The organism is Streptomyces sp. NPDC043812, from assembly GCF_056436245.1.
The window spans coordinates 62666-84445 of sequence record NZ_JBWKCY010000028.1; the positions used below are offsets into that span (position 1 = coordinate 62666).

Consider the following 21780-nt stretch of genomic DNA (forward strand, 5'->3'; position numbering starts at 1 on the left):
GACCAACGACACAGGTGCTATTTGAACAGTTCCTTCATCGCCGCCTGCCACTCTTTCGTGCCCCTAGCTCTGGCCTCAGCGCCGCCGTTATGAGCAAAGGACCACGAGATATTGGAGACGCCTGCGGCCTCGAGCGCACCCGCACACTTATTGCTACATGGCTCGCGCTCACTATACAGGGCACTGATCTTCCGGCCGGCAGCTTGCTCGAGGATATCCTCCTCGGCGTGAATCCCGTTGCGTCCCTTCCCCGCCGAGCGCCCATACAGAATCGTACCGTTTTCGAGTACAGCCGCAGCCCAGTTGCCATCCTTGTCTTTTTCCATCAGGCGCTTCAAACCGACGGCTCGACTCAGGAAGTTTGCCCCGTAGGAAACCTTTCCTTTCAAGACCTCTGCGGCCGCCCTCTTGGCGGCCGACTTCCCAAGGGCATTGAGAAGCGCCTTACCTAGGGCTCCTGCGCCCCCTGGTTCAACAGTGCCGGTCCGCATGCACTCTGCGAAATGGATTCCATCAGCGCAGCTCTCATTCTCGAAGAGGCTTTCCCACGCTGCGTCCAAGTCTCCTTTGAGGAGATTCCCCAGAGGGCTGTCCGGCAGCAAGCTCGACCAGTCAATATCTGTCGAATCTGTCGGTCCGTACTGAATCGGCTCACCAGAGGCAGTGCAGTTGCCCGTTCCCATTGCCCAGTGGCATTCCACCCCTCCTCCCGAATCCTCACCGACCGGCTGATTAGTGTTTGATTGGCCTGGATTTACTACACCGTCCCCGTTCGGGTCCTTCCAGGGGCACCCTTCCGGGCCGCCCCCATTGCCGCCGCATGGGATTCTCGCCCCGGTCGGGTCGGCGTTAGATACGGGATTCTGAGCACCATAACTGTACCCATTCAGGGTTTGGTGCAATTCCAGTTGGAGCACTGGGTCGACGGTGAGGAACTGGCCTGTGCTGGGGTCGTATTCGCGAACCCCTATGTGAGTGATCCCTGTTCCAGTGTCGGCTGATTTCCCAAGGAACTGTTTATCGTCCGGCCATTTTCCGGTAGGTGTACCGCGGGTCGCACCAAAGGGTGCGAGGTAGCGCTTGGAGAGGGTCTGGTTGGTGCCTCCGATTGACACATTGCTGGTGCCGTGGTGATCTCCGGCAAGGAACGAGACCGTTTCGGTCCCCGTTTCATTGCTGCGCAGACCGACCGTCGTGCCCCCGACGGCGTAGTAGCGGTTCGCCCACTTCTTGCCAGCCTTCAGGTGTACCTCGGTTGCTCCGAGGTACAGAACCGTCTCGCCGGAGGAGCCAGTGCCACGGCGGATGAGGAGTTCCCCGTTGGCGTCGTAGATGTACCCGGTTGCAGTGGAGCCTTCGGTGAGTTGGGCGAGTTTGCCTTCGGCATTCCACACCAGAGCCTGGTTGGTGGTGCTGCCAGCACTCTTGGCGCGCTTGGTGGTGTTACCGGTCTTGTCGTACTCATACTGGGCTGTGAGGCCCTCGCACTGGCCGGTGGTCGTGGTTGCAGTCAGAGCATGGCGGCGGACTGCGTCGTAGCAGTACGTAGTGGTGATCGGGGTACCCGTGCTCTGTTTCTCCGTCACCCGCTGGCCTGAGTTGTTGTACGTGTAACTGGTCCAGTACGGGGCGGGGCCACCCAGGTTGGGGGCGGAACGCCCGGAAGCTGCGCAGTCTGCGGTCTTCGGGGTCCACGCCTCAGTGAGTCGCCGCTGGTTGTCATAGGTGAAGCACTGGTTGTCCGTGCCCGTCCCGATGTTGGCCCGGTCCAAGATCGACGTGACGTTGCCTGCCTGGTCGTACGTGTAGGCCAGGTCTTGGACAGGTCCTCGGGTCTGGTCGTCGATGCTGGTCGTCAGCAGCCGGTCTGTACCAGGCTCGAAGGTGTTGTTGATGAAGACCCGCTTGGCGGACACGGAGGTGCCCAGGTGGAGTTGGTGAATGTGTCCCTGGGCTGAATAGTCGACTCCCAAGAGGTAGTTACTCAGGCCGGACTGCTCGATGGGCAGACCCGCGGGGTTGTAGCGGGTTTCGACAATCTCGGCGGGTAGCCCGCCGGCTCCAGGCTCCTTTGTGTTGTTGACCGTGCCGTCCAACCGATAGTCGGCGCCGAGGGTCACAGTGCTGGTGACAGCCCCGGAAGTCACCAGCGGGTCGTCCGCGGGAAGGGTCAACGAGGCCGAAATTACCCGGCCGAGGGCGTCATAGGTGACTGCCTTCTTGCTGTATGCCTTGCCGCCGGTGCCTCCCTCGTAGCGGGTGGAGGCGTGGGGCAGTCCCTTGACGAGGCTGTCGTATGTCCATTCGGCGAGCTTGTTGGGGGCTGTGCGGTCTTTCTGCCACTGGCCGGTTTTGCGGCCGAGTTCGTCGTAGTCGAACAGCAGCAGGTTTTCGGCGTTCTGGGTGGTGTCGACCTGGTCTAGCGTGGTGTAGCCGGTGGTGACGGTGCCCTTGTCAGGGTCGGTCGCGGTGGTCTGCCGGCCGAAGAGGTCGTATGCGTAGGTCCACTCTGCCCCGTCCGGGCCGGTGATCTTGGTGGGCATGCCATCGCGGGTGTACTGGTGGGCAACCCGGGTGTACCCGGTTCCGATGGTGGCGCCGTACTGCGTGTCGGCGGGCTCGGTTCCCCCGTAGGTGCGGGTTTCCGTGGTGCGGCCTTGTGGGTCGACGATGGTGCGGCTGGCGGTGCCGCCTTGGAGGGCGGTGGTCGCGCTGGAATCACCGGTGTAGCTGGTGGTAGTGGACCCCTTCGCTACGCCCCAGGACGAGAGGGTGGTCTTCACCGGCCGGCCAGCTGCGTCGAATTCGGTGTCCGTCTGCTTGGGCGACTGCGCGTTGGCGACGAGGGCGTACTCCCCGTTGGGGGAATTGGCGCTGTCGTAGGCGTCCGCCTGCTGCTGGTAGGCCAGGCCGCGGGTGTCGTAGTGGGTGTTGGTCAGAATGCGGCCGGTGCCGATGGCCGCTGGCGTCTGTGTCTGCAGCGGGCGCAGCAGGGAGTCGTAGAGCGCGTAGCTGGTGCTGTAGTTCGTGCCGTCTGCCTTGAGGGAAGCTTCCGATGTCCACGGCGCGTCGGTGCGGGTCAGGGAGTAGCCGAATTTGGCGTTGGGGCTTTCCCCGCCGGTCCTGGAGCGGTTGGGCAGCCAGGTGGCGGTGATGCGTCCCAGTGCGTCGTAGGTGTTCTCGGTCTTCTTCAGATTGGTGTCGAGGGCCGAGGTGACCGAGCCGCGTGCGACGTCGAAGTAGGTGTAGGACTTGTGCTCCTGGCCGTTGGCGGCCAGCTTGGGGCTGGTGACGATGACACCGGTGACCGGGCCTGCTGTGGCCGGGTAGTAGGCCGTGGTGGTGACGTGACCCTTGGCATTGGTGACGGTGAGCGGTCGGCCGAGTTTGGCCGTGGCCGTGTCGTAGGTGGTGGCGGACACCTTCTGCCATCCACTACTGCCGGCCGGGTCGCGGTCATTCGTGCCGCTTGCTGCGGGGTATGCCTTGGCGCGTCCGCTCCATGTGGGCAGGCCCAGCGACGGGGTTTGGGATGCGGTCCAGCCGGTGGCATTGGGGTCGTCGTAGACGACGGCGGTGTCGGACAGGACATCGCCTCGGGTGCCGCTCGAGGCGGGCAGGTTCAGCTGGGCGTCGGTGGTGGTACAGGGTGCTCCGACGGTGCGGGTGCGGGAGACGAGGCTGGTGAGTCCCTTGTCGTCGTTGCGGGCGTACCAGGTGCGGGTGCAGGTTTCGTCGCCGGTCGTGGACCAGTCGCCGTGGCCTTCGGACGTGGTGGGCATGCCGTAGGTGCCGTCGTAGGTGTACGACGTGGCTGTGGCCCGCCACTTCTTGGCTGCGGTGAGGTACGTGTACCCGTAGTTGCGGCTCGGGCGGACGAAGTGGGCCTTGACGTGGGCGTACGACTTTTGCTGGCTGGCAGTCTCTTTGGCCCACAGGTTATTGAAGGTGCTGGAGATCGCGGTCGACCCGTTGTATGTGATCTGCTGGCGGATCTGGCCCGCGTAGTAGTCGTGGTCGTCGGCGTCCGGAAGGTCGAGGTTGTCGGTGGTGGTCGCGTCGTCGTTGTCGAGGTCGATGCCGCGGACGACGGCGGTGCGGCGGGCCGTGGGGTCCAGGGTGCGGCCGTCGTCGGTTGCGGGGGTGAGCAGGCGGTCGCCGTTCATGCCCTGCATGAACAGTTTGACGGTCTTGGACCGGACCCCGCCCGCCTCACCGGTGTAGGCGGTGACCTTCTGGTAGCCGCGGAAGGCGGACCAGGTGCGGTGCTCCTCTTTGGTCAGTGGGTCGTCGTTGTAGCGCCAGCCGGGGGAGGCGTACTCGTAGCTGTGCTCGACGCCGGGGCTCATGCCGGCGGGGTCGTTCATGCTGACGGCGATGACCCGGTACTTGTGGAACCAGTCGAGCAGTTCGTCGCCGCCGTTGGCGGGCCAGTAGACGGGGAAGCAGGAGAGGTTGTTGCTGTCCTCGGCGGCGGGCATCCGGCTGCCGCGGACGCAGTCCGGCTCCGAGTAGGAGATGGTGGTGACGGAGCCGGATTCTGACGTGATGGTGGACAGGCGCGGCCTGGTGAGCGGGAGGATGGTGCCGCCGCCGGGCAGGGTGCCGCCGGCGACGCGGTTGGCGCGCTGGTGGTAGGTGAAGCCGATGGCCGGCAGCGCGATGGCGGTGCCGTTCTTTCCGGTGCGCTGCAGTGACTTCAGGACCAGGTGGTGGTCGGTGCTGTTGCCGATGTCCTGGCCGTCGTAGAAGCCCTGGTCGAGGGTGTACGTGTCGACCGGTGTGTAGGCGTCCGGTGTGGCTGCGGTGGACCACACATGGGTGTCGATGCTGGTCAGCCGCTTGCGGGTGAAGAACGCGGGTGAGGTGGTCTTGCAGTCGATTTCGTCCGCGGTGCAGATCGCGTCGAAGGGGACGTCGGGCCAGTTGTCGGCGGTGTCCTCGGTCAGCGCGGAGCAGTCGGCGGCGAAGCAGCGCTCCTTGTGCGTGAAGGTGACCTTGCCGGAGGCGGTGCCGGTGAACAGGGTGTCTACGCGCTGGCCGTAGCGGATTTCCTCGAGGTAGCCGCCGCGGGTGTAGGGCGCGAGTTTGGTCTTATCGCCGTTCTTGGCGTAGTGGTTGTTCTCTGCCGTGTACCAGTAGGTGGAGGCGTTGCCGTGGACGTCCTCGACGAGGTCGAGGTTCCAGCGCCAGGTCTGGGTTGTGGTGCGGTCCGCGAAGGTACTGCCGTCGTCGTAGCCGGGCTCGCCGCTGTCGTCGCCGAAGACGGGGGCGTTCCAGCGGGAGTTGGTGCGCTCGGTTCCGGCGCCGGGCAGTTTGTCGAGACCGAACGTGTGGGTCGTGCCGTCGCCGGTGACGACGGTCCAGTACTCGCCGCCGTCCGCGTCGGTGCGGCGGGTGACTTGGGAGGCGTCGTCGTTCTTCAGCCGCCACTTCCCGGTCGTGTCGTCCTTGACCAGCTCGCTGGCCCGGCCGTTCAGGACGAGTGAGGCGTTGTCGTACTTCCAGCAGAGATCGAGCTTGTCGGCATGTCCGTCGTCCTCGCAGGTCCCGTACTTCCGCTCGATGTAGCTGCTGGTCAGGTCGAATCCTTCACCGACCAGGGTGCCTTGGTTGTTGGTGTTCGCGGTGCGTCCGTCGATGCTGCCGGAGTCGTAGGACAGGGCCAGCGACGGTACGGGTCCGGCGGCTGCCGGAGGCAGAGTGAGCGGGTATGACCACGTGTAGGACCCTGAGTTGCCGCCCGCCTCCCAGGTGGACGAAGCGGCCAGCGGGGTCGCTGTGAAGTCGCCGCCGCCCCCGGTCGAGGTGGTGGTGCTGGCGGCCTGAACGGCCAGGACGGTGGGCTGGGAGCCGGCCTTGGAGGCGAGGGTCGTCCGTGTGCTGACCGTCTCCTTGGCCAGGTTGTTGTCCGAGGCAAGCGGGGTAGCGGTGCGGCAGGCCGGCTTCTCCGGCGTCGTGAGCACGCACGCGGGCAGGACGGCAAGGCCCAGTCGCGTTGCCCAGTTGCCGCCGATCGCGGAGGCGAAAGCGCTGTAGTCAACGGTGACCTGTGCCGGGCCGGGAACATCGGCGGCCACAGTGAACAGGACGCCGGTGATGCCAGCTTTACGGGCGGTCTTCTGGTCGAGGACCTTGACCGTGGCGGTACCGCCGGCAACTGCCCGGGGGCGTCGGGAGGTCGTGCTGGGCTGGGCGGCCACGTCGACAAGCGCGTCGTCGCCAGCCTTGTCCGCCACGTCCTGGGTGAGGGTGGCCGGCTTGGGCCAGCTGGCGCGGCGCTCGGTGCGCGCCTGTTCGGCCCAGCGGTTGTTCGCCGCCTTGTCCTTGGCCACCTGTGCCCGGGCCGCTTTCGCGCCGAGACCGTCGGCAGTGGTGACCTTGCTGACTCGCGAGGTGGCCGGTTCGGGAGGGCCGGGCAGGGCCGCAGCAGTGCTCAGGGGCATCAGCGAGGTGGGTACCGACAGTGCAAGCGCCAGCGCTGGGATCACCGGCAGGCGGCGCCGTCGCCCAGGAAATATTGCAGGCATGTACATGCTCCAAGGAGTGCTGTGGCCGGCTACGGGGCGGCCCGAGTACAGGGGCAGAGCGTTTGAGGGTGCGTGGTGTGGCCCGGCGTTCCGGACCACACCACGGGTGGGGAAGGCAGGCCTCAGCTGCCGACGACGTCGCTGACCTGCTGCGCGTCGGCAAGCGCGCCGGCCCAGAGCCGGACCTCGTTGACCCTGCCGTGCAGCTGATTGCCCCACGTGCTGTTCAACCAGCCCTTGCCCACGGCGAGCGCGCCCGTGCCGACGGCTGCCGTGTAGGCGAGCGGGGCACCTTGACGATCAGAGAGGAAAAGCCTGATCTCTTGGTCCTGCGCGTCGTACACGCCCACCAGCCGTACTTCCGCGTCCACCGCCGCCAGTTCGTCACTCTTCACCGACGTGCCGGAGCCGTCGGCTGTCAGCCGTCCGAAGTGCCACTTCCCGATCGGCCCGACCTTGACCTGGGGCATTCCGGTCGACTCGTCAATGACCGGGTCGCCGTTCTCGTCGAAGACCGGAGACTCCTCGGTTCCCGTCTTCTCCAACCACAGTCCCCACGAGGAACCCGTCGCTGTGCGCTGCCCCAAAACCTGGACCCTGTGACCGTTCGGCTTGTCCACCAAGGCCTCGCCGTCGACGAGGGCCTCGGCCGCCACCGTGAACGAGCCCGAGTCATCGACCAGCGGACGCGCCCCTGCAGACTCGGCGCCGCCCGAGCCGGTCAGGACAAGACTCTCTCCGTCGAGCGTGGCGCCTGCGCCCAGGTTCAGAGTGTTGTCATAGCCGGACGTGTCCGTGAGGGTCGTGCTGCTGGCGGCCCCGACGGCGTTCCAGTGCGCGACGAGCTCGGCATGGGGTCTACCGGTTTCGCCGCCGTCCAGCAGCTTCGCTTCCACAGCCACCTGCGTTTCTGACTTCGCGCTCTGCCAGATGGCCACCTCATCGATCTGGCCGGGGAAGTAGTCGGTGTGAGCGCCCTGGTGCTTCGCGCGCCCGATCTGCAACGCCCCGGCGGCCGACCAGTTGGCTGTCGCCGGGGCAGTGGCCTGCGGTCGGCCGTTCACGTACAGGGTCACGGTGTTCTTCTCCTGATCCACCACCGCCGCAAGGTGGGTCCACACCTTGAGCTGGGCAGGGTTCAGGCCATCAACCCGCTGGCTGCTGGTGCCAGCCGTCGCGGAGTCCGCGTCGGCCAGCCGCGCGCACCAGGTCTTCTTGTCCTCGCAGTAGCCGAGGAAGAAGGGGCTGGTGTGCGTCCCGTCCTGGCTCAGTGCGGTCGCGTTGCGACCGTACTGCTCCAGCCGTACCCAGGCCGTCATCGTGTAGGAGGCCGAGGTCTCCAGGACCTTCTTCGACGTGGCCGCGTAGTCCTGGTCCGCCAGAGCCAGGCCCCTGTCCGTGCCGGTCACGGCCGGGGTGGTGTCGGTGGCCGGCGTGATAACTACCTCGCCGCGGCGGCCGTTGGTGCTCTGTGTGGCGCCGTGCAGTGTGGCGTTGTTGCGCAGCGCAGGGTCCGAGGTGGAGATGTCGACCGCGTCACCGGAGAGGCCGTCGTACGTGTGGAAGTTCCACCTGGCTATCTCCTTGGGCCCTTCGCTGACGAGGAACTTGACGAGGTTCTCGTCACCACCGTTGGGATACGCGGCGCTCTTGGCCTGCACGTGCAGGAGCAGTGACCCGGAGATGGGGGGCGTGATCGTTGCCGTGTAGGTGGCGCCGTCCTTCCAGGGTGACCAGGCGGATTCCGTGGACAGCTTGTACCGGTAGCCCGTGTTCGTGTCGCCCGATGCCGGGCCGAAGGCCACCGTGCCCGGCTTGCCCGGCTCACCCCCGGGCACACACGCCCCTCCGGAAACACACTCGGTGTATGTGGTCTTGAACGTCACTGTCGGCGGCTTGGGCGCCGAACTGTCGACCTTGAAGTAGCAGTAGGCGCTGCCCGGGCTGCCCAGGAACTGCGTGTAGGAAGTGTCGTAGTACGACTCGGTATGAGCCTTGTAGCGGTAGAGCTTTCCGTCGGCCAGGGCGGTGTCCCAGTACTTGACCTGCGACGGAAAGTTCTTCAGCGTGCTGCTGTACGCGGCGTGGCCGCTCGTGGGCTTCAAGGATCCGGTCGTGGGCGGCGGTGCATCCGACCAGGTTCCGTCGCTGTTCTTGACGTCGATGTCGAAGTAGGCCCGCAGCATCCCCCCGCCCTCTCCCCCGGACGCGGTCTCCGGCGTCGCCAGCAGATTCGGCTTGGGGGTGGTGATGATGCTCGGCGAGGACTCACTCTTGTTGCACACAGTGCCCGAGCCGGCCTTGATCCCCGTGGCCGTGGGAGCGGCAGCCTTGCTGACGTAGGTGGTTTTCAGCACCGCGTCATCGTCGAAACGCTTCCACGCGACGGGGTCGGTCTCGTCCTTCGCCATCAGCATCAGCGTGAGTCGGCTGAACTTGCCGTTCGCGAAGTCCCGCACCGTGGGCGTGAGATTCTCGTCGGGTTCGGGCGCGTAGTCGTGGAACCGAATCGCCGCCCGCGGCTGCGCCGGTGAGCAGTTGTCACCGCGCCCGGCCGACACGTCCCGGTCGCCCATCTGGTCCCGCTTGGTGGGCCCGGGCCACTTCGTGGACAAGGAGATGTTGTCGGTGCGCTCCAGGTCCACTGCGCGCGTGTCGCAGGAGAACGACCACGTCTCGGTCACCAGGAACTCGGCGTCCAGGATGTGCTTGCCCTTGAGCTTGTCCGGCGCGAACTCGAAGTACATCCGGTTCGTGTACGGCGTGCCACTGGTGCAGTAGTAGCGCGTGCCCCCGATGACCGCCGAGCCGCACCGGCCGACACTCATCCCGTTCGTGCCGCCGGAGAAGTCCCAGAACACATCGCCGTCCGAGGACAGCACGGTGCGCTCCGACTCGTTCATCTCCACGGACGGATCGATGTACAGCGGCAGCTCGTGCTTCGTGGTGGCAGCGATCAGGTCGGCATCCGGCTTCACCGTCACCGAGTCGGTCGAGACGGCCACGTCCATGACTGCGGACTCATCCCCCATGCCCGGGCCGGCCAGCGGATCGCCCTCCTCGGCCGGGGCTACCGCTACCGGATCGTCCTCACTCGCGTACCCGGCCAGGGGCGCGAGACCCGACGACTCCCCAGAGCTTTCGTCCGTGCCCGCGGAGTTCCACATCTGCGCTGACGGTGAGCGGAAGACCACCTGACCATTGCCGTCCAGCGCTTCGAGACTGCCGATCGCTCCCTGCCGCAGGGACAGGCCGTCCGTCTCCATCGCGTACTCGATGGACTTCAGTTCCGGGTGGGCAGCGGCCTCGAGCGTTTCGATCTCCAGCAGCTGCCGGAAGCCTTCCACCGTCGCCGTCAAGATCAGGTTCACGTCGGGCAGCACGTTCTCGTAGATCGCGCGCTCGCCCTCCAGACGGGGCGCGGGCAGTGTGCCGGGCCAGCCGAGAGTGACCGACCGGCCGTCCTTGCCGATGGTGACCATGTCAGCGCCCCGCCCGCCGGCCGAGAACTCGAGGTCCACCACTGCAGACTTCGGCCCGATCGAACCGTCCGCCTGCTTGACCAGCGTCGCGTCCGGAGTGTCCCACCCGCCTCCGGGCTTCGCCGCCCGGACCGGCACGATGGACTGCTCCAGCGTGAACGTTCCCTCGGGGTTGGCGAAGACGGTTTCCCGCTCGGTGCGCTCGTCAACAACCTCGACCCGCTCGCCCGACTCTGCCGCCTGCACCAGAGCCTGCTCACTCCCCGAGAGCAACGCAGCAGGCGCCGCAGCCGGAACCACGCCTGCCGTGGCAGGAGTCGCTGGTAGCACCAGCATGGGCACCAGTGCCACCGCCATCACCGCCGATCGACGACGACCACCAGGCGCACGAAAACGCCCCCACCCCAACCCCACAGTCCCCACCCCAGAGTCACAAGATCTTCAAAAGTTCCGTGAGTGAACGCCCAACCACCACCCCACGTCAAGGCACCTGTGTTTACGCCTGACGCCCAGACGCCGTGGATTTGCCGTAATGCCCGAACATGATCCAAACCGGCGAGGGCCACAGGTCATCACCGCCGTCACGCTCGGCAACCAGGCCCAGCGGCGCCGAGGGGCAACCCAGGGGGGCAACGGGCTGGCTGCTCAACTCTCAGCCAGCAAGCCATAGCTGGGAATCCGGCTCGCGCCGCCCAGGCATTGCCGAGCAGTCCCCACGCGGACGGGCATAACCAGTCAGAGTGGGATCGCCGCACACAGAGCTATGAGATGCAGATCACACCTGCATTGCCGACAGCAGTGGATAGTCCCCGACCGATTTCGCTCGGCGTGCGGTCACCGACTGCCGCTGGCACTTCAATGCCGGCTTCTCGACTGGCAACGGTTGGGGTGAGTGTCAGTGTCCTCGGCTACGGTCTCGTTGTCCTCGCGTGGGGACTGTCCGCTCTCGCCTGGCCTCAAGGCTGGCCAGGCGAGAGCGGCACGCTCGCTCCCTATCAGTCTCGGCACGGGAGCGAGCCCTCCCGGATGGAAGGCCGACACCAAAGGTGTCCTGTACCCATTGACGGGGGTCTGCCGAGGGATTGCAAGGAAAACCGGGAACTTCAACCCGGAGGCGCGCTCCTTGTGCCCCATGCGCACGGGAATGGTCATCGCCGTGCACCCCGGGGCCAACCTATGACTGTCATTGTTCCGTGAATTCATGATCACGTGGCGTAACAACTCCCTTGCGGTACAAGCTGGTTGCCCTTCCCCGGAAGAGCGGATCGGCACCCGCGCTCCGGAGGGCTTCCGGATGGGCCGTGCAGTGCGGCCGACACCTAGGAGTTGTGCATGGCGCTCAAGCAGATACTGATCATCACTGTCACGGTGCTCACCTGGAGCCTCGTGATGACGGCGATGGGACAGGCGGCTGCGATCGCTGCTCTGGCGCCCGTTCTCGGGCTCGTCGTGCAGCAGATCGTCCGCGCTGCCCGTCCCCAGGCCGGCCCGCCTCCGGCACACCGCGGGAACCCGGTGACGGATACGGAGGGCAGCACCCCGTGACGACGCCCATCGAACCACCCGTGCCTCAGGTCGACCCGGCACCGCCGCGGCCCGGGCGCAAGCTCGGGCCGATCGCGGACGGCGTGGGCAGCGTGCACCGCGCCTGGCTTGAACCGCTGCGCTACACCTATCTGAAGAGCGGCCTGACCCTCAGCGATCTCAGCCTCAGGGTCCCACTCGCCAAGTCGAAGATCTCCGAGCTGCTGCGCGGAACCGGGTTGTATCCCCGGTGGGAGATCATCCTCAGCCTGTCCGTCCAGCTGCAACTTCCCAGCTGGCCCCTGTACCGGCTGTGGCGGCATGCGGCGTTCGAGGCGCAGAAGTCCAGCGAGTGGGTCGAACGGTCCAGCGACAAGGCATCGGTGACCACATTTCAGACGCCGCCGCTGGATCACCGCGCGTTCCGGGAAATGATGGAGAGCGACTACAGCCTCTACGCCCAGGTCTTCCTCGACGACGGCCAGCGCGACACGGCTGTCTCAAACACCTTCGACATCTTGTGGTTGCGCTGGAACGAGGCCCTCGCCAGCCCCGATATCCGGCGCTTCGCCTGGGACACCCTGCGCACGACCGTCATGGCCCGCACCCCGCACATCGACGGCCGACCCGAGTTCGGGGCAGCAGCATTCGACACCGTCGCCCTGCGGTACCTGACCACCGAGACCGAGCGCATGCACCAGATGGCGGAGAGCCTGCAGCTCTTCAAAGCCATGAGCTGGCTCCCCGACCGGCAACTCGATGTCATGGTGCTGCGCCAGCTGTACGGGATCTGCCCGGAGGGCGTCTCCGCTCTACTGGGCGTCCCGCTGGCCGCAGTCCGCTCCTGCGAGCGACACGCCGCCCACTTCCTGGAGAGCATCATCTGCCCGTCCCCCGAGGCCGAAGGGAACACCGCATGACACACATCGAAGAGATCCTCTCCCGGGCCCTGCTGGTCCGAGACCGGACGGTGCCCCGGGACATCGTCCCGCCTACCACCCACACCACTTCCCCCAACCAGTCTCCCGCCGGCGAAGCCCCCGTGAAGAACAGCACCTTCACCGCCGCCGCGGAAGACCTGAAAGCCCTGTGCGAAACCCTCGTCACCCACACCCTGGCCGACGACGTCGCCGACTTCGTCACCGAACAGCTCCCCGAACCCCGCAGCGCCATGATCCTCGCCTGCGTCCTGCAGCTCACCGACACCGACGACGGCGCCCGTTTCTGGTGGCAATACGCCGCAGGCGGCGGCCAGCCGGCCGCCGCCTACTGCCTCTACCTCCATCACCTGGCCCTGGGCGAGAAGGACACAGCCGACTGGTGGCACCAGCAGACCGACGATGTCCACACCTCAGCCGACCAGCCCGACCACGCAGCGCATGTAGCAGAACCAGCAGCCTCGTCCTGGCACCCAGCGGGCCGGCGAGTCACCGCCGCCTCCACCACAACCATGCTGCGCGTTCTGCGCCACCTCTCGAAGTACACCACCCGCCCGCATTCCGCTGTGGTCACCGAACTCATGGCCTACATCCCCACTGCCGTCGCAGCCGGCTATCTCCGCCAACCTGGGATCGACCTCCCCATGCCCGGCCCCGACTTCGCAGACCGCATCAACACCCTCCTCGACGCGGCCACAAACCGGCCCGACACCCCGGCCAGACTCCCCGCCCGCCAACCACTGCGCACACGCACTCCCGTCAGTGCCCCCAACCAGCCCATCTCGCGACCTGACTCCGCCGAACCGGTGCGCTCCCCGACGGGAGAGACCGCTACACGCTGAAGGACGCAGAGCCGGGCGCACCGGGCCCGAGCGCCCGTCGCGACCCCCCAGGTTCAGGCCGGACGTTTCTCGCTGTCCAGGTAGTGCCCTCGCGTGCAGTTGCTCTTCCGAATCCCTGCGCAGCCGCGCCATCCCCAGGCGGTGCGTGAGTCCATAGCCTCAAGGCCTGGCCGCCAGCTACGTCCAGCCTCGCCTGAGCAAGGCCGGATACAAGGCTCGCGTCCGAGGCAAGGACCGAATCGGACCAGATCACCTGAGACAGGGACCAGATCGTCGGAGACGGGACAATTGGATGGCAGAGGACGGCGGGGCCAGGTTTTCCCGTCTCAACGGAGTTTGACCAGTCTCACCGAAGTTTGATCGCGGCGCGGTGGGCCGGTCCGAGGACATGGAGTCAGACGACGAGAGCGCTCAGCGGCGTTGCAGGTTCTGTGCGCGACGGGTTCGTCCTGCATGAGGCGATCCCGGCTATGAGCCGGCGTCCCCGGCTCGCGCGGCGGCCGCAGCCTCCAGCAGGGGCCAGCCGTCGACCTCCACCGCCAGCTGCTCCCCCGGCTGCCACCCGCGGGCCGACGCAGCGTCGAGCAGGGCCCGGACGGCGCCCGGTTCATGCAGGTTCAGAGAGTCGCCCCCGACATACCCCACGTCCCCGGAGCCCATGGGGAACCCGTCCGGCACATACCGGCCCGGGCCCTCGGCGAAGACGATGCGCAGCGGGGCGCCGCTCCCGGCCGGCTGTGGATACATCGTGAGGGTCTCCCGGCAGTCCGCGGAGAGGCCACTGTCCAGCACGCGGTGGCTGTGGCGGAGTGTCCACAGGTACGCGCGCCCGCCCGCTACCAACCGGCGGGGCCTCTTCGGATCGCGGGGCACGGAGCCGAGAGTACCGGCCTGATCCACATCCCCTAGCGGTGATCGACGAAGAGACGAACACGACGGTCGTCCAACTTCGGTGAGTCAGGTAAAGGTCCGATGAGACTGGGCAATCGAGGGGGTGAATGACCCAAATCCGGAATCACGTCAGAAATGCGACGCGCAGAATGGGCGCTCAGAGGGCCGAACTTGGAGCCGCCGGTATGGCGCGACGTTTACTCTCGCGCCAGGCCCTCAGGGAGCCGTGTAAGCGATTCTCTCATGTCGAGCCGGACGGCAACTGCGTCAAATGCGTGAGTTCCATGCCGTTGTGACTGATGCCCGCGAAGGTGCTGCCCCGCTGTGCATGCAGCGAGGCAGCGGCGCATGGGACTGACTAGCTCCAGCGCTTGAGCTCAGCGGTGAGCTCCTGGTGCCACGACCGGCGCCGAGGGGCAGCGCTTGCAGACGGGAGTTCGCCGAGGGCCACCACGGGATCGCTGACCTGGAAGGTGATGCGATAGGCCAGGACGTCTGTCGCCGCCTCGAGCCACTCGTCCGGCTTGCGGGCCGGCGGAAGGGGGCCGAAGGCGGTCACGAACCAGACGGGCAGCAGATCTGAGCCGGCTACCGCCTCGGACAGTCGGCTGCGTAGGGCGGCCCGCAGTTTGGCACTGGCTCGCTGCCCGGCACTGATCGTCTTGTGGTGTTTCGTGCGTGCAGCGTCGTCTTCGGCAAGTTCGGCGCTGTTCTCCTCAGCCTTGTCCCTGAGCGGCGCGAGTCGGCTCTGTGCCTGCTGGGCCTTGGGGGCAGCAGTGCGGAGGTTCTGCTCGGCCGCTTTTCGCTTGGGGTGTCCGGGTGGTGTGCTGGCCAGCACGGCAGCGGCTTGCAGGACTGCACGGCGCTGCTCGCCTCGTTCCGCAAGGGTGCGTGACAGTTGCCCGATGGGCGCCTCCAGGCTGGCTCGTTGCCAGTGGAGCAGTATCTGCTCCTGGGCGGCGAGTCCCTGCTGAGTGGTGGCGGTGAGCTTGCGGAGTTCTCCGGCGGGATCGCCGTCCAGGTCGACGACGACAGCGCCCTCGCCCTGCCGCAGGCGCCGCTCCACGGCTGAGACCCTGCGGGACATCCGGGCAAGGCCTGCTTCTACGTCGGAGACGGTGTCGCTCAGGTCGCTCTCGACCCGCTCGATCTCCTGCTTGGCCTCTTGGAGTTCGTATTCCAGGCTGTCGAGGCGCCTGGGTGCCGGCTCCAGCAGTTCGACGGCTTCCTCGAGGTCCGACAGTTTGGACCGCACCTCGTCGAGCCTGTATTCCAGGTCGCGCTCCATGCTGCTGAGCCTGCGGTTGAGACCGTCGTACGACGCCGTGTCCATACTCATGAGTGCCCCCCGTTACCGGCCCTGTTGTCCGCCGAGTCGATCGCGAGCGCGCAGCTGATGAACCAGCCGATGACTGCAGCGATCCAGAACCAGCCGGACAGCACGTCGAAGGCGAGAAGCGGCACCAGGAGGGTGACGAGTGTCAGCGCTCCGGCGGCGAACCTCAGGTTGTGGTGATCGCCTGCCGCCGGATCCGTGCCGCTTGTGAGGACGCCCACGGCTATCTGGATGGCTGCCACGACGAGCCACCACCAACTGATCCAGCCCGTCAGTGGTACCAAGGCGAGCAGACCGGCGCCTACCAGGTGCGCCCATGCTGCCCACCGGATCGCCTTCTTGCTGACTTGGCGGTGCGGCTCCTGGAGCCTTGCCGGGATCTCGGCCTCGTACGCGAGCAGTGTTGACGATGCCTGAATGAGGTCGTTGAACGCAGCTTCATAGCGGGGATCTTCGTCGGGTAAGCCTTCGAGTCTGCTCAGCGCGGCAGAGATGTCGCCTTGCATGCGGACGACCTCGTTGGTTATCCCCTGCCGGATGTCTCCCACTGGCACTCCTTCGTCTGCGGTGTGGCGGTATGTCGCTCGAACCATGCCCACCCGGGAGACGAGCCAGCCCTCCCGTCCGCGCGCCCTCGCGGTTGCCTGGCGATGGATAGGCGACCTTCCGCGGTGTCCTCCTGCCTTTCCTGAAGGCCAGAATCGAGATTGGCTCACGCTCAGCGGGACAGGTCACAGGAACCGGACGATTCGGCACGCAACACGCCCATGTGACGAGCGTTCACGACGCCGGCTTCGCAAGTTAGTAAGCTACCTTCATGGTCACTCCAAGCCCCTCCGGAGACAGAGAGAAGGTCGTCTCCAAATTGCCGTCCTGGCTGCGCCAGGACCTGAAGGTTCGCGCCGCCGAACTCAGCGTCGACATCCAGGACGCCGTGTCAGAAGGAATCGCCTCCTGGCAAGCCACCGAGACCGAGTACTCCCCCATCGACACCGCCGGCTCCTCCTCGTTCTCCACATGGTTGCCACCCGGCCAGTGGGAGGAGCTCAAGGACACCTGCACTGCTCGAGGAATCCCCTTCGTGCAAGGCCTCGCACAGTCCGTCCAGTTGTGGATGTCCACTCACCCCTCCCCCAAGCACCGACCGGTCACCGGCATCCCGCAGCGCAAGGTCGTCATAAACCAGAAGGGCGGCGTCGGAAAGACCGCCATCGCCGCAGGTATCGCCCAGGCGCTGGCCGAAGACGGCATGCGCGTCCTGCTCGTCGACTACGACCCCCAAGGCCACCTGACCGACCAACTCGGTGTCGAACAGCTCCCGCCCGGCACAGACAGCCTGGTGCTGCACATGTGCGGCGAAGGCAAGGGTGCACTCAGGGACCTCATCGCGACGATTGACGAGCCACGCTTCGAGAAGCGGCTTCATCTACTGCCTGCCTGCCCCGACGGCTTCCTGCTGGACGCCAAGATCGCTGTCGCGCGCATGCGGAACAAGGAAGCCGCTCTCGAGCGGGCGCTGCAGCCCCTCGAGAAGGACTTCGACGCGATCGTGATCGACTGTCCTCCGAGTCTGGGAATGGCGACCGACGCGGCCATCTATTTCGGCCGGCGCCGTCAGGGTGAGGCAGCGTCCATCTCGGGAATGGTCATTCCTGTCCTTGCCGAGGACACCTCGGCCACCGCGTACACGATGCTCGCTGAGCAGATCGAGTCCCTTCGCGACGACCTGCGCCTGGAGATCGAATACCTGGGGCTCGTGGTCAACCTGTACGACAGCCGCCGCGGTTACGTTGCGACGTCCTCGCTGCAGGAGTGGCGCAACATCGGAGACCCGCGCGTGCTCGCCGTCGTCGGTGACCTCAAGGAGCAGCGTGAAGCTGTCCGGATGCGTCGGCCGCTCCTCGCGTACGCCCCACACAGCGATCAGTCCGAGCTCATGAGGCAGATCGCGAGGGAGATTTCGTGACCCCGAAGAAGGACCAGCTCGGAGCTTCCTCCTCGTTCGCGCGGGCAGGCCAAGCTCGAAGTGTGCGCCGGCAGCTGACGGACGCCGCCTTCGGCGGAGGCGATCCAAGCCTGTTGCCGCTCGACCAGATCAGTGTGAACCCTGATAACCCGCGAGAGAGTCTCGGCGACCTCTCGGGAATGGCCTCGAGCCTTCTTGAAGTGGGCCAGATTCAGGCGATCACCGTCGCTTCGGTCGAGGCATACCTGCGGGACAGGCCTGAGCGAGCGTCAGAACTGGATCCGGGCGCCGAGTACGTCGTGGTCGACGGCCACCGTCGCCTTGAAGGGGCCCGCCAAGCCGGCCTGGCGGACATAAAGGTCTCCGTCGACGACGCCCGAGTCTCCACCGACGAAGCTTTGTTGGAAGCTGCGTTCGTCGCCAACGCCCAGCGCGAGAATCTCTCCGACCTTGAGGAGGCTCAGGCCCTCAAGACCCTGGTCGCGTTCTACGGTTCGCAGCACAAGGCCGCGAAGCGTCTCGGCGTGACGCAGCCCTACATTTCGCAGCGCCTGTCCCTACTCGACCTGCAACCCGACCTCCAGGCCGACCTGGAAGCGGGACGTCGCAAGGTGGAGCACGTCCGCGGTTTGGGCAAACTCTCGCCGGACGAGCAGCGTGCGACGGCAGACTCCCGAGCACAGCAGGCTGAGACGAAGAAGCAGCAGCGTAAGGCGGAGCGGGGCAAGGCGCCCGCTGATAACGACGTAATCACCTCGCAGGCGGCGACCGGTGGGTCGAGGCCCCCGGGCCCGGGTGATAACGACGTAATCACCCGGCAGGACTCCCCCGCCGCGGCGGACGACGTCCCGGGCACTGATAACGACGTAATCGCCCCCGGCGGCGACAGCCTGGCTTCGGCTGCCAGCAGGAGTGATAACGGCGTAATCAGCGGAGCGGCGGGCGGCGATGCGCAAAGCCCGGCGCCCTTCGGCTCTACAGAGACGGAGCGGCTTCCGTGGCGCAGCCCTCAGGCCATCAACCGGCTGGTCCGCGAGCACATGTCCCGAGAGGACCGGGTCACCTTGGCGAAGCTGCTCGCCCAGGACTGAGATGGAAGCGAGTGCCGTTGTCTCACGGTTTGCTGAGACAACGGCCCTCATCATGCAAGGCTGGATCTTCAGATGAGTGCGGTCATGGCTCGAGTCATCCGCCGTGGGGGAGAGGAACCTATCCGTGCAGCAGCGGCTGACCCGAGCGCACCGGATTCTGATTGGGATCGTCGTCGTCGGCGCGCTCGTCATCGCGGGGATCGGGTTTGCGGGCTCGTACGCGGCCGTGCGCGAGCTCGCTGTCCAGAAGGGCTTCGGCGACTTCTCGTACTTCTTTCCCATCGGTATCGACGCGGGCATCTGTGTGCTGCTGGCGCTGGATCTGCTGCTGACCTGGATGCGGATACCGTTCCCGCTGCTGCGGCAGACGGCGTGGCTGCTGACGGCCGCCACGATCGCGTTCAACGGTGCGGCCGCCTGGCCCGACCCGCTCGGCGTCGGGATGCACGCCGTGATCCCGGTGCTGTTCGTCGTCTCCGTCGAGGCCGCCCGCCATGCGGTGGGTCGGATCGCGGACATCACGGCCGACAAGCACATGGAGGGCGTGCGCCTCACCCGCTGGCTGCTGTCGCCCATACCGACGTTCAAGCTGTGGCGCCGGATGAAGCTGTGGGAGATCCGCAACTACGAGCAGGCGGTCCGGCTCGAGCAGCACCGCCTGGTCTACGAAACGCAACTGCAAGCGCGCTTCGGGCGCCGCTGGCGTCGCAAGGCTCCCGTGGAAGCGCTGATGCCGCTGCGGCTGGCGAAGTACGGCGTACCGCTCGCCGAAACCGCGCCGCATGCGCTGGAGGAGGCCGGGCTGGCCCTGAGCCCTGCCGTGCCCGTGGAGCGTCTCGACGTCCAGGCGCCGGCCGAGCCGGTGGTCGGCGAGCGCGAGAGGGCCGTGGAGGCCGGTGCGGCCGAGGAGGCCATCGCCCACGACGACAGCCGCGGTGCCCAGGAGGCCCCGGTGAGTGTCCCGGCGCCGTCCGAGCAGCAGGATGTCCCTGTGGTCGACCCGGCAGAGGCGTGCCGCGCCTATATCGCCCAGCACGGTGCCTTCCCGACCGCAGGGCAGTTCGCGTTCTTCCTCGCCGACGCCTACGGCGTGACCGACGAAGAATCGGGCGGCCCTGTCCCCGCCATCGAGCTGGAGCCCTGGCTGGAAGAGCTCAGCCGGGAGCTGAAGCCCGTGACCGATGACCTGCCGCCCCAGCCGGTCACGACCGAGGCGCAGGATCGAATCACCGCCCCAGTGCCGGGTGACCCGTTCGCCGGCTCAGAGCCTCATCCGTTCTTCGAAGCAGCTGCCCCGCAGCCGTCGATGACACCGTCGGCGGACGGGCGGCCGTCCGCACCCGAGCCGGTGCCGGTGCCGAGTGCTTCGGCGTGGGAGGACCGACGTGCCGGTGGGGGAGTACCACAACAGACCGCTCTCGATGTTCCGGCGGCGCCGGTGACCGCGGCACCGGTTGGTGAACCGGCCGCCTGGGATACCTCGGTCACCGACACCGGAGCGGCGACCGCGCGGCTGCCCGAGCAGCAGACCGAAGAGCCCGAACTGGACCCCGTCCAGCAACAGATCGTGACCGTCGCCGAGTGGCTGGCCGAGGCCGAGGAAGCCGGGAACAAGCTCTCCGGTGCGGAAGTCGCCCGCCGGCTCGGGCTGTCTCCGAAGACCGGACAGCGGCGCGTGAACGCTGCGGCCGAGTACCTCGAAGAGCAGCGGCAGCAGCAGGGCCGCGCACACCTCCGGTCGGTCAGAAGCTGACCGACCGACCGACACAGAGTGGCCGATGACCGAGCGCGGTCATCGGCCACCGTCATGTCCGCAGCCCGTCGGCCATGACCGATAGACGGGTGACCGATGGCGCGTGACCGATACCAGTGACCGATGACCGACGGCCCGGTGACCGATCCAGGCGACCGTGACCGGTGACCGATCCAGGCCTCATCGGCCATCGGTCATGACCGATCCGCCGCGCATCGGCCACCCCTCGCCCGTGACCGATCGCCCGCCCCGCGCAGGGTTCCCGTGCGCCGGGGTGCAGGCTTGCCCAGGGTTGCATCGACCGGTCACGCAGGCTTGCCCAACCCCCCGACAGGCTTGCCCAATCGGCCCCAAGAGGCTTGCCCAGCGAATGGGCAAGCCTCCCACCTGCTCGCCTAGGGAGTTGGGCAAGCCTTCGGGCAAGCCGCTCTGAGGAGAGTTCACGGCACGAGATCCGAAAGGAGACGTGCCGTGCTCGACGTACTGCACCCCGCCCGCACCGCCGGCGGGATCTTTGACCGCCTGGACGCGGAGTGGACAGCACTGTGCGCCGACACCGCCGTCCAGGCCGCGGTGACCGATTGGCTGGTGACCGATCAGCTGGCCGACGACGTCGCGGCCGTGACTGATGCCGTGACCGATGCCTGGGTGCGCAGCCTCGGTCCCGCCCAGCTGCTCGCCGCACTCCGCCCGCGCGACGGCGCCATGACCGACGCGCTGACCGATGCCGTCCTGCGCGCTCTGCTGCGCCGTGCGGCCGGCCGTGACCGATCGGCCACCCTCGCCGCGCGCATCGTCGTGCAGGCGATGATCCCGGCCGCCGTCCGTATGACCCGCGGCCAGGTCCGCCCCTTCGGAGGCCGCTCCTTTGACGACATCGCCTCCATGACGGTGGCCGCCCTCTACGAAGTCGCCCGCTCCGGACGCATCCACACCCGGCCCGGTCGGCCTGCCGCGAACCTCGCTTTGGACACGCTGCGTCACGTCTGTCGCGAGCTCGCCGCCGACCGCGAAGAGCACGGTGAGGACCTGGCCGTCGCCGAGGACCTGGCCGACAGCAGACCCGGACCGGCCGAGACGGCCGAAGCCCGGGCCATCCGTGCGGCCGCGGCCGCCGCCGGCCTTCAGCCCGCCGGGGTCGTCAGCGAAGGGGAGGCCAGCCGTGCCCGTCTGGAGCTGCTCGAGCTGGTCCTGGATGCGATGGAGACCGGCACCCTCGCGCCGACCGACGGCCGCGCCGTCGCCTGGCACTACAGCGCCGACCCGGTCACCGACTCCGTCGCCGCCGCACGTGCTGGCACGACGGCAGGCGCGTGGCAGCGCCGCCGCTCCCGCGCCGTGGCCCGCCTCACCGCCTCCCTCCAACTGAGGCCTGCGGCATGAACCCGACTTCTCCACCGGCCACCGTCCGCCCGCTCCCGCGACAG

12 protein-coding genes are annotated in these 21780 nt (G+C 67.0%); 7 read left to right on the top strand and 5 right to left on the bottom strand.

Annotated features, from left to right (window positions below; genetic code table 11):
- Positions 1–17 precede the first annotated feature (17 nt).
- Both AC067Z_RS31815 and AC067Z_RS31820 read right to left on the bottom strand, forming a co-directional pair.
- On the bottom strand, positions 18–6530 hold the full coding sequence (locus tag AC067Z_RS31815; protein ID WP_478793116.1) for an RHS repeat-associated core domain-containing protein: 6513 nt from the start codon (positions 6528–6530) through the stop codon (positions 18–20).
- A gap of 122 nt (positions 6531–6652) precedes the next feature.
- Entirely contained in the window at positions 6653–10258 is a 3606-nt protein-coding gene (locus AC067Z_RS31820; protein WP_478793117.1) for a laminin G domain-containing protein, read from the bottom strand.
- 1086 nt (positions 10259–11344) lie between these two features.
- On the opposite strand from AC067Z_RS31820, the gene AC067Z_RS31825 reads away from it, so the two are divergent.
- Genes AC067Z_RS31825 through AC067Z_RS31835 form a run of 3 tightly spaced genes read left to right on the top strand, consistent with a single transcriptional unit; the run spans position 11345 to position 13316 of the window.
- The gene (locus AC067Z_RS31825) at positions 11345–11557 is read left to right on the top strand and encodes a hypothetical protein (protein ID WP_478793118.1); all 213 of its coding nucleotides are present in this window, start codon (positions 11345–11347) and stop codon (positions 11555–11557) included.
- On the top strand, positions 11554–12456 hold the full coding sequence (locus AC067Z_RS31830; RefSeq protein WP_478793119.1) for a sigma-70 family RNA polymerase sigma factor: 903 nt from the start codon (positions 11554–11556) through the stop codon (positions 12454–12456). Before AC067Z_RS31825 ends, AC067Z_RS31830 begins: the two co-directional genes overlap by 4 nt.
- The gene (locus AC067Z_RS31835) at positions 12453–13316 is read left to right on the top strand and encodes a hypothetical protein (protein ID WP_478793120.1); all 864 of its coding nucleotides are present in this window, start codon (positions 12453–12455) and stop codon (positions 13314–13316) included. The genes AC067Z_RS31830 and AC067Z_RS31835 overlap by 4 nt, the downstream gene beginning before the upstream one ends.
- A gap of 468 nt (positions 13317–13784) precedes the next feature.
- Here the strand turns inward: AC067Z_RS31835 and AC067Z_RS31840 are convergent, their stop codons facing one another.
- From AC067Z_RS31840 to AC067Z_RS31850, 3 genes are all read right to left on the bottom strand, one after another.
- On the bottom strand, positions 13785–14189 hold the full coding sequence (locus AC067Z_RS31840; protein ID WP_478793121.1) for a hypothetical protein: 405 nt from the start codon (positions 14187–14189) through the stop codon (positions 13785–13787).
- A gap of 376 nt (positions 14190–14565) precedes the next feature.
- The gene (locus AC067Z_RS31845) at positions 14566–15546 is read right to left on the bottom strand and encodes a CopG family transcriptional regulator (protein ID WP_478793122.1); all 981 of its coding nucleotides are present in this window, start codon (positions 15544–15546) and stop codon (positions 14566–14568) included.
- On the bottom strand, positions 15543–16091 hold the full coding sequence (locus AC067Z_RS31850) for a hypothetical protein (protein ID WP_478793123.1): 549 nt from the start codon (positions 16089–16091) through the stop codon (positions 15543–15545). Before AC067Z_RS31850 ends, AC067Z_RS31845 begins: the two co-directional genes overlap by 4 nt.
- A 269-nt stretch (positions 16092–16360) precedes the next feature.
- Here AC067Z_RS31850 and AC067Z_RS31855 point away from each other — a divergent pair, with 269 nt between their 5' ends.
- The 4 genes from AC067Z_RS31855 (at position 16361) to AC067Z_RS31870 (ending at position 21736) form a co-directional block, all read left to right on the top strand.
- Positions 16361–17509 carry a ParA family protein gene (locus tag AC067Z_RS31855; protein WP_478793124.1) on the top strand — a complete coding sequence of 383 codons (1149 nt, stop codon included), beginning with the start codon at positions 16361–16363 and terminating at the stop codon, positions 17507–17509.
- Positions 17506–18600, top strand: a complete 1095-nt coding sequence (locus AC067Z_RS31860) for a ParB/RepB/Spo0J family partition protein (RefSeq protein WP_478793125.1) — start codon at positions 17506–17508, stop codon at positions 18598–18600. The genes AC067Z_RS31855 and AC067Z_RS31860 overlap by 4 nt, the downstream gene beginning before the upstream one ends.
- A gap of 124 nt (positions 18601–18724) precedes the next feature.
- On the top strand, positions 18725–20353 hold the full coding sequence (locus tag AC067Z_RS31865) for a DUF2637 domain-containing protein (protein ID WP_478793126.1): 1629 nt from the start codon (positions 18725–18727) through the stop codon (positions 20351–20353).
- A 471-nt stretch (positions 20354–20824) separates the two neighbouring features.
- Complete coding sequence (locus AC067Z_RS31870; RefSeq protein WP_478793127.1) at positions 20825–21736, top strand: hypothetical protein; 912 nt, start codon at positions 20825–20827, stop codon at positions 21734–21736.
- Positions 21737–21780: the final 44 nt, after the last annotated feature.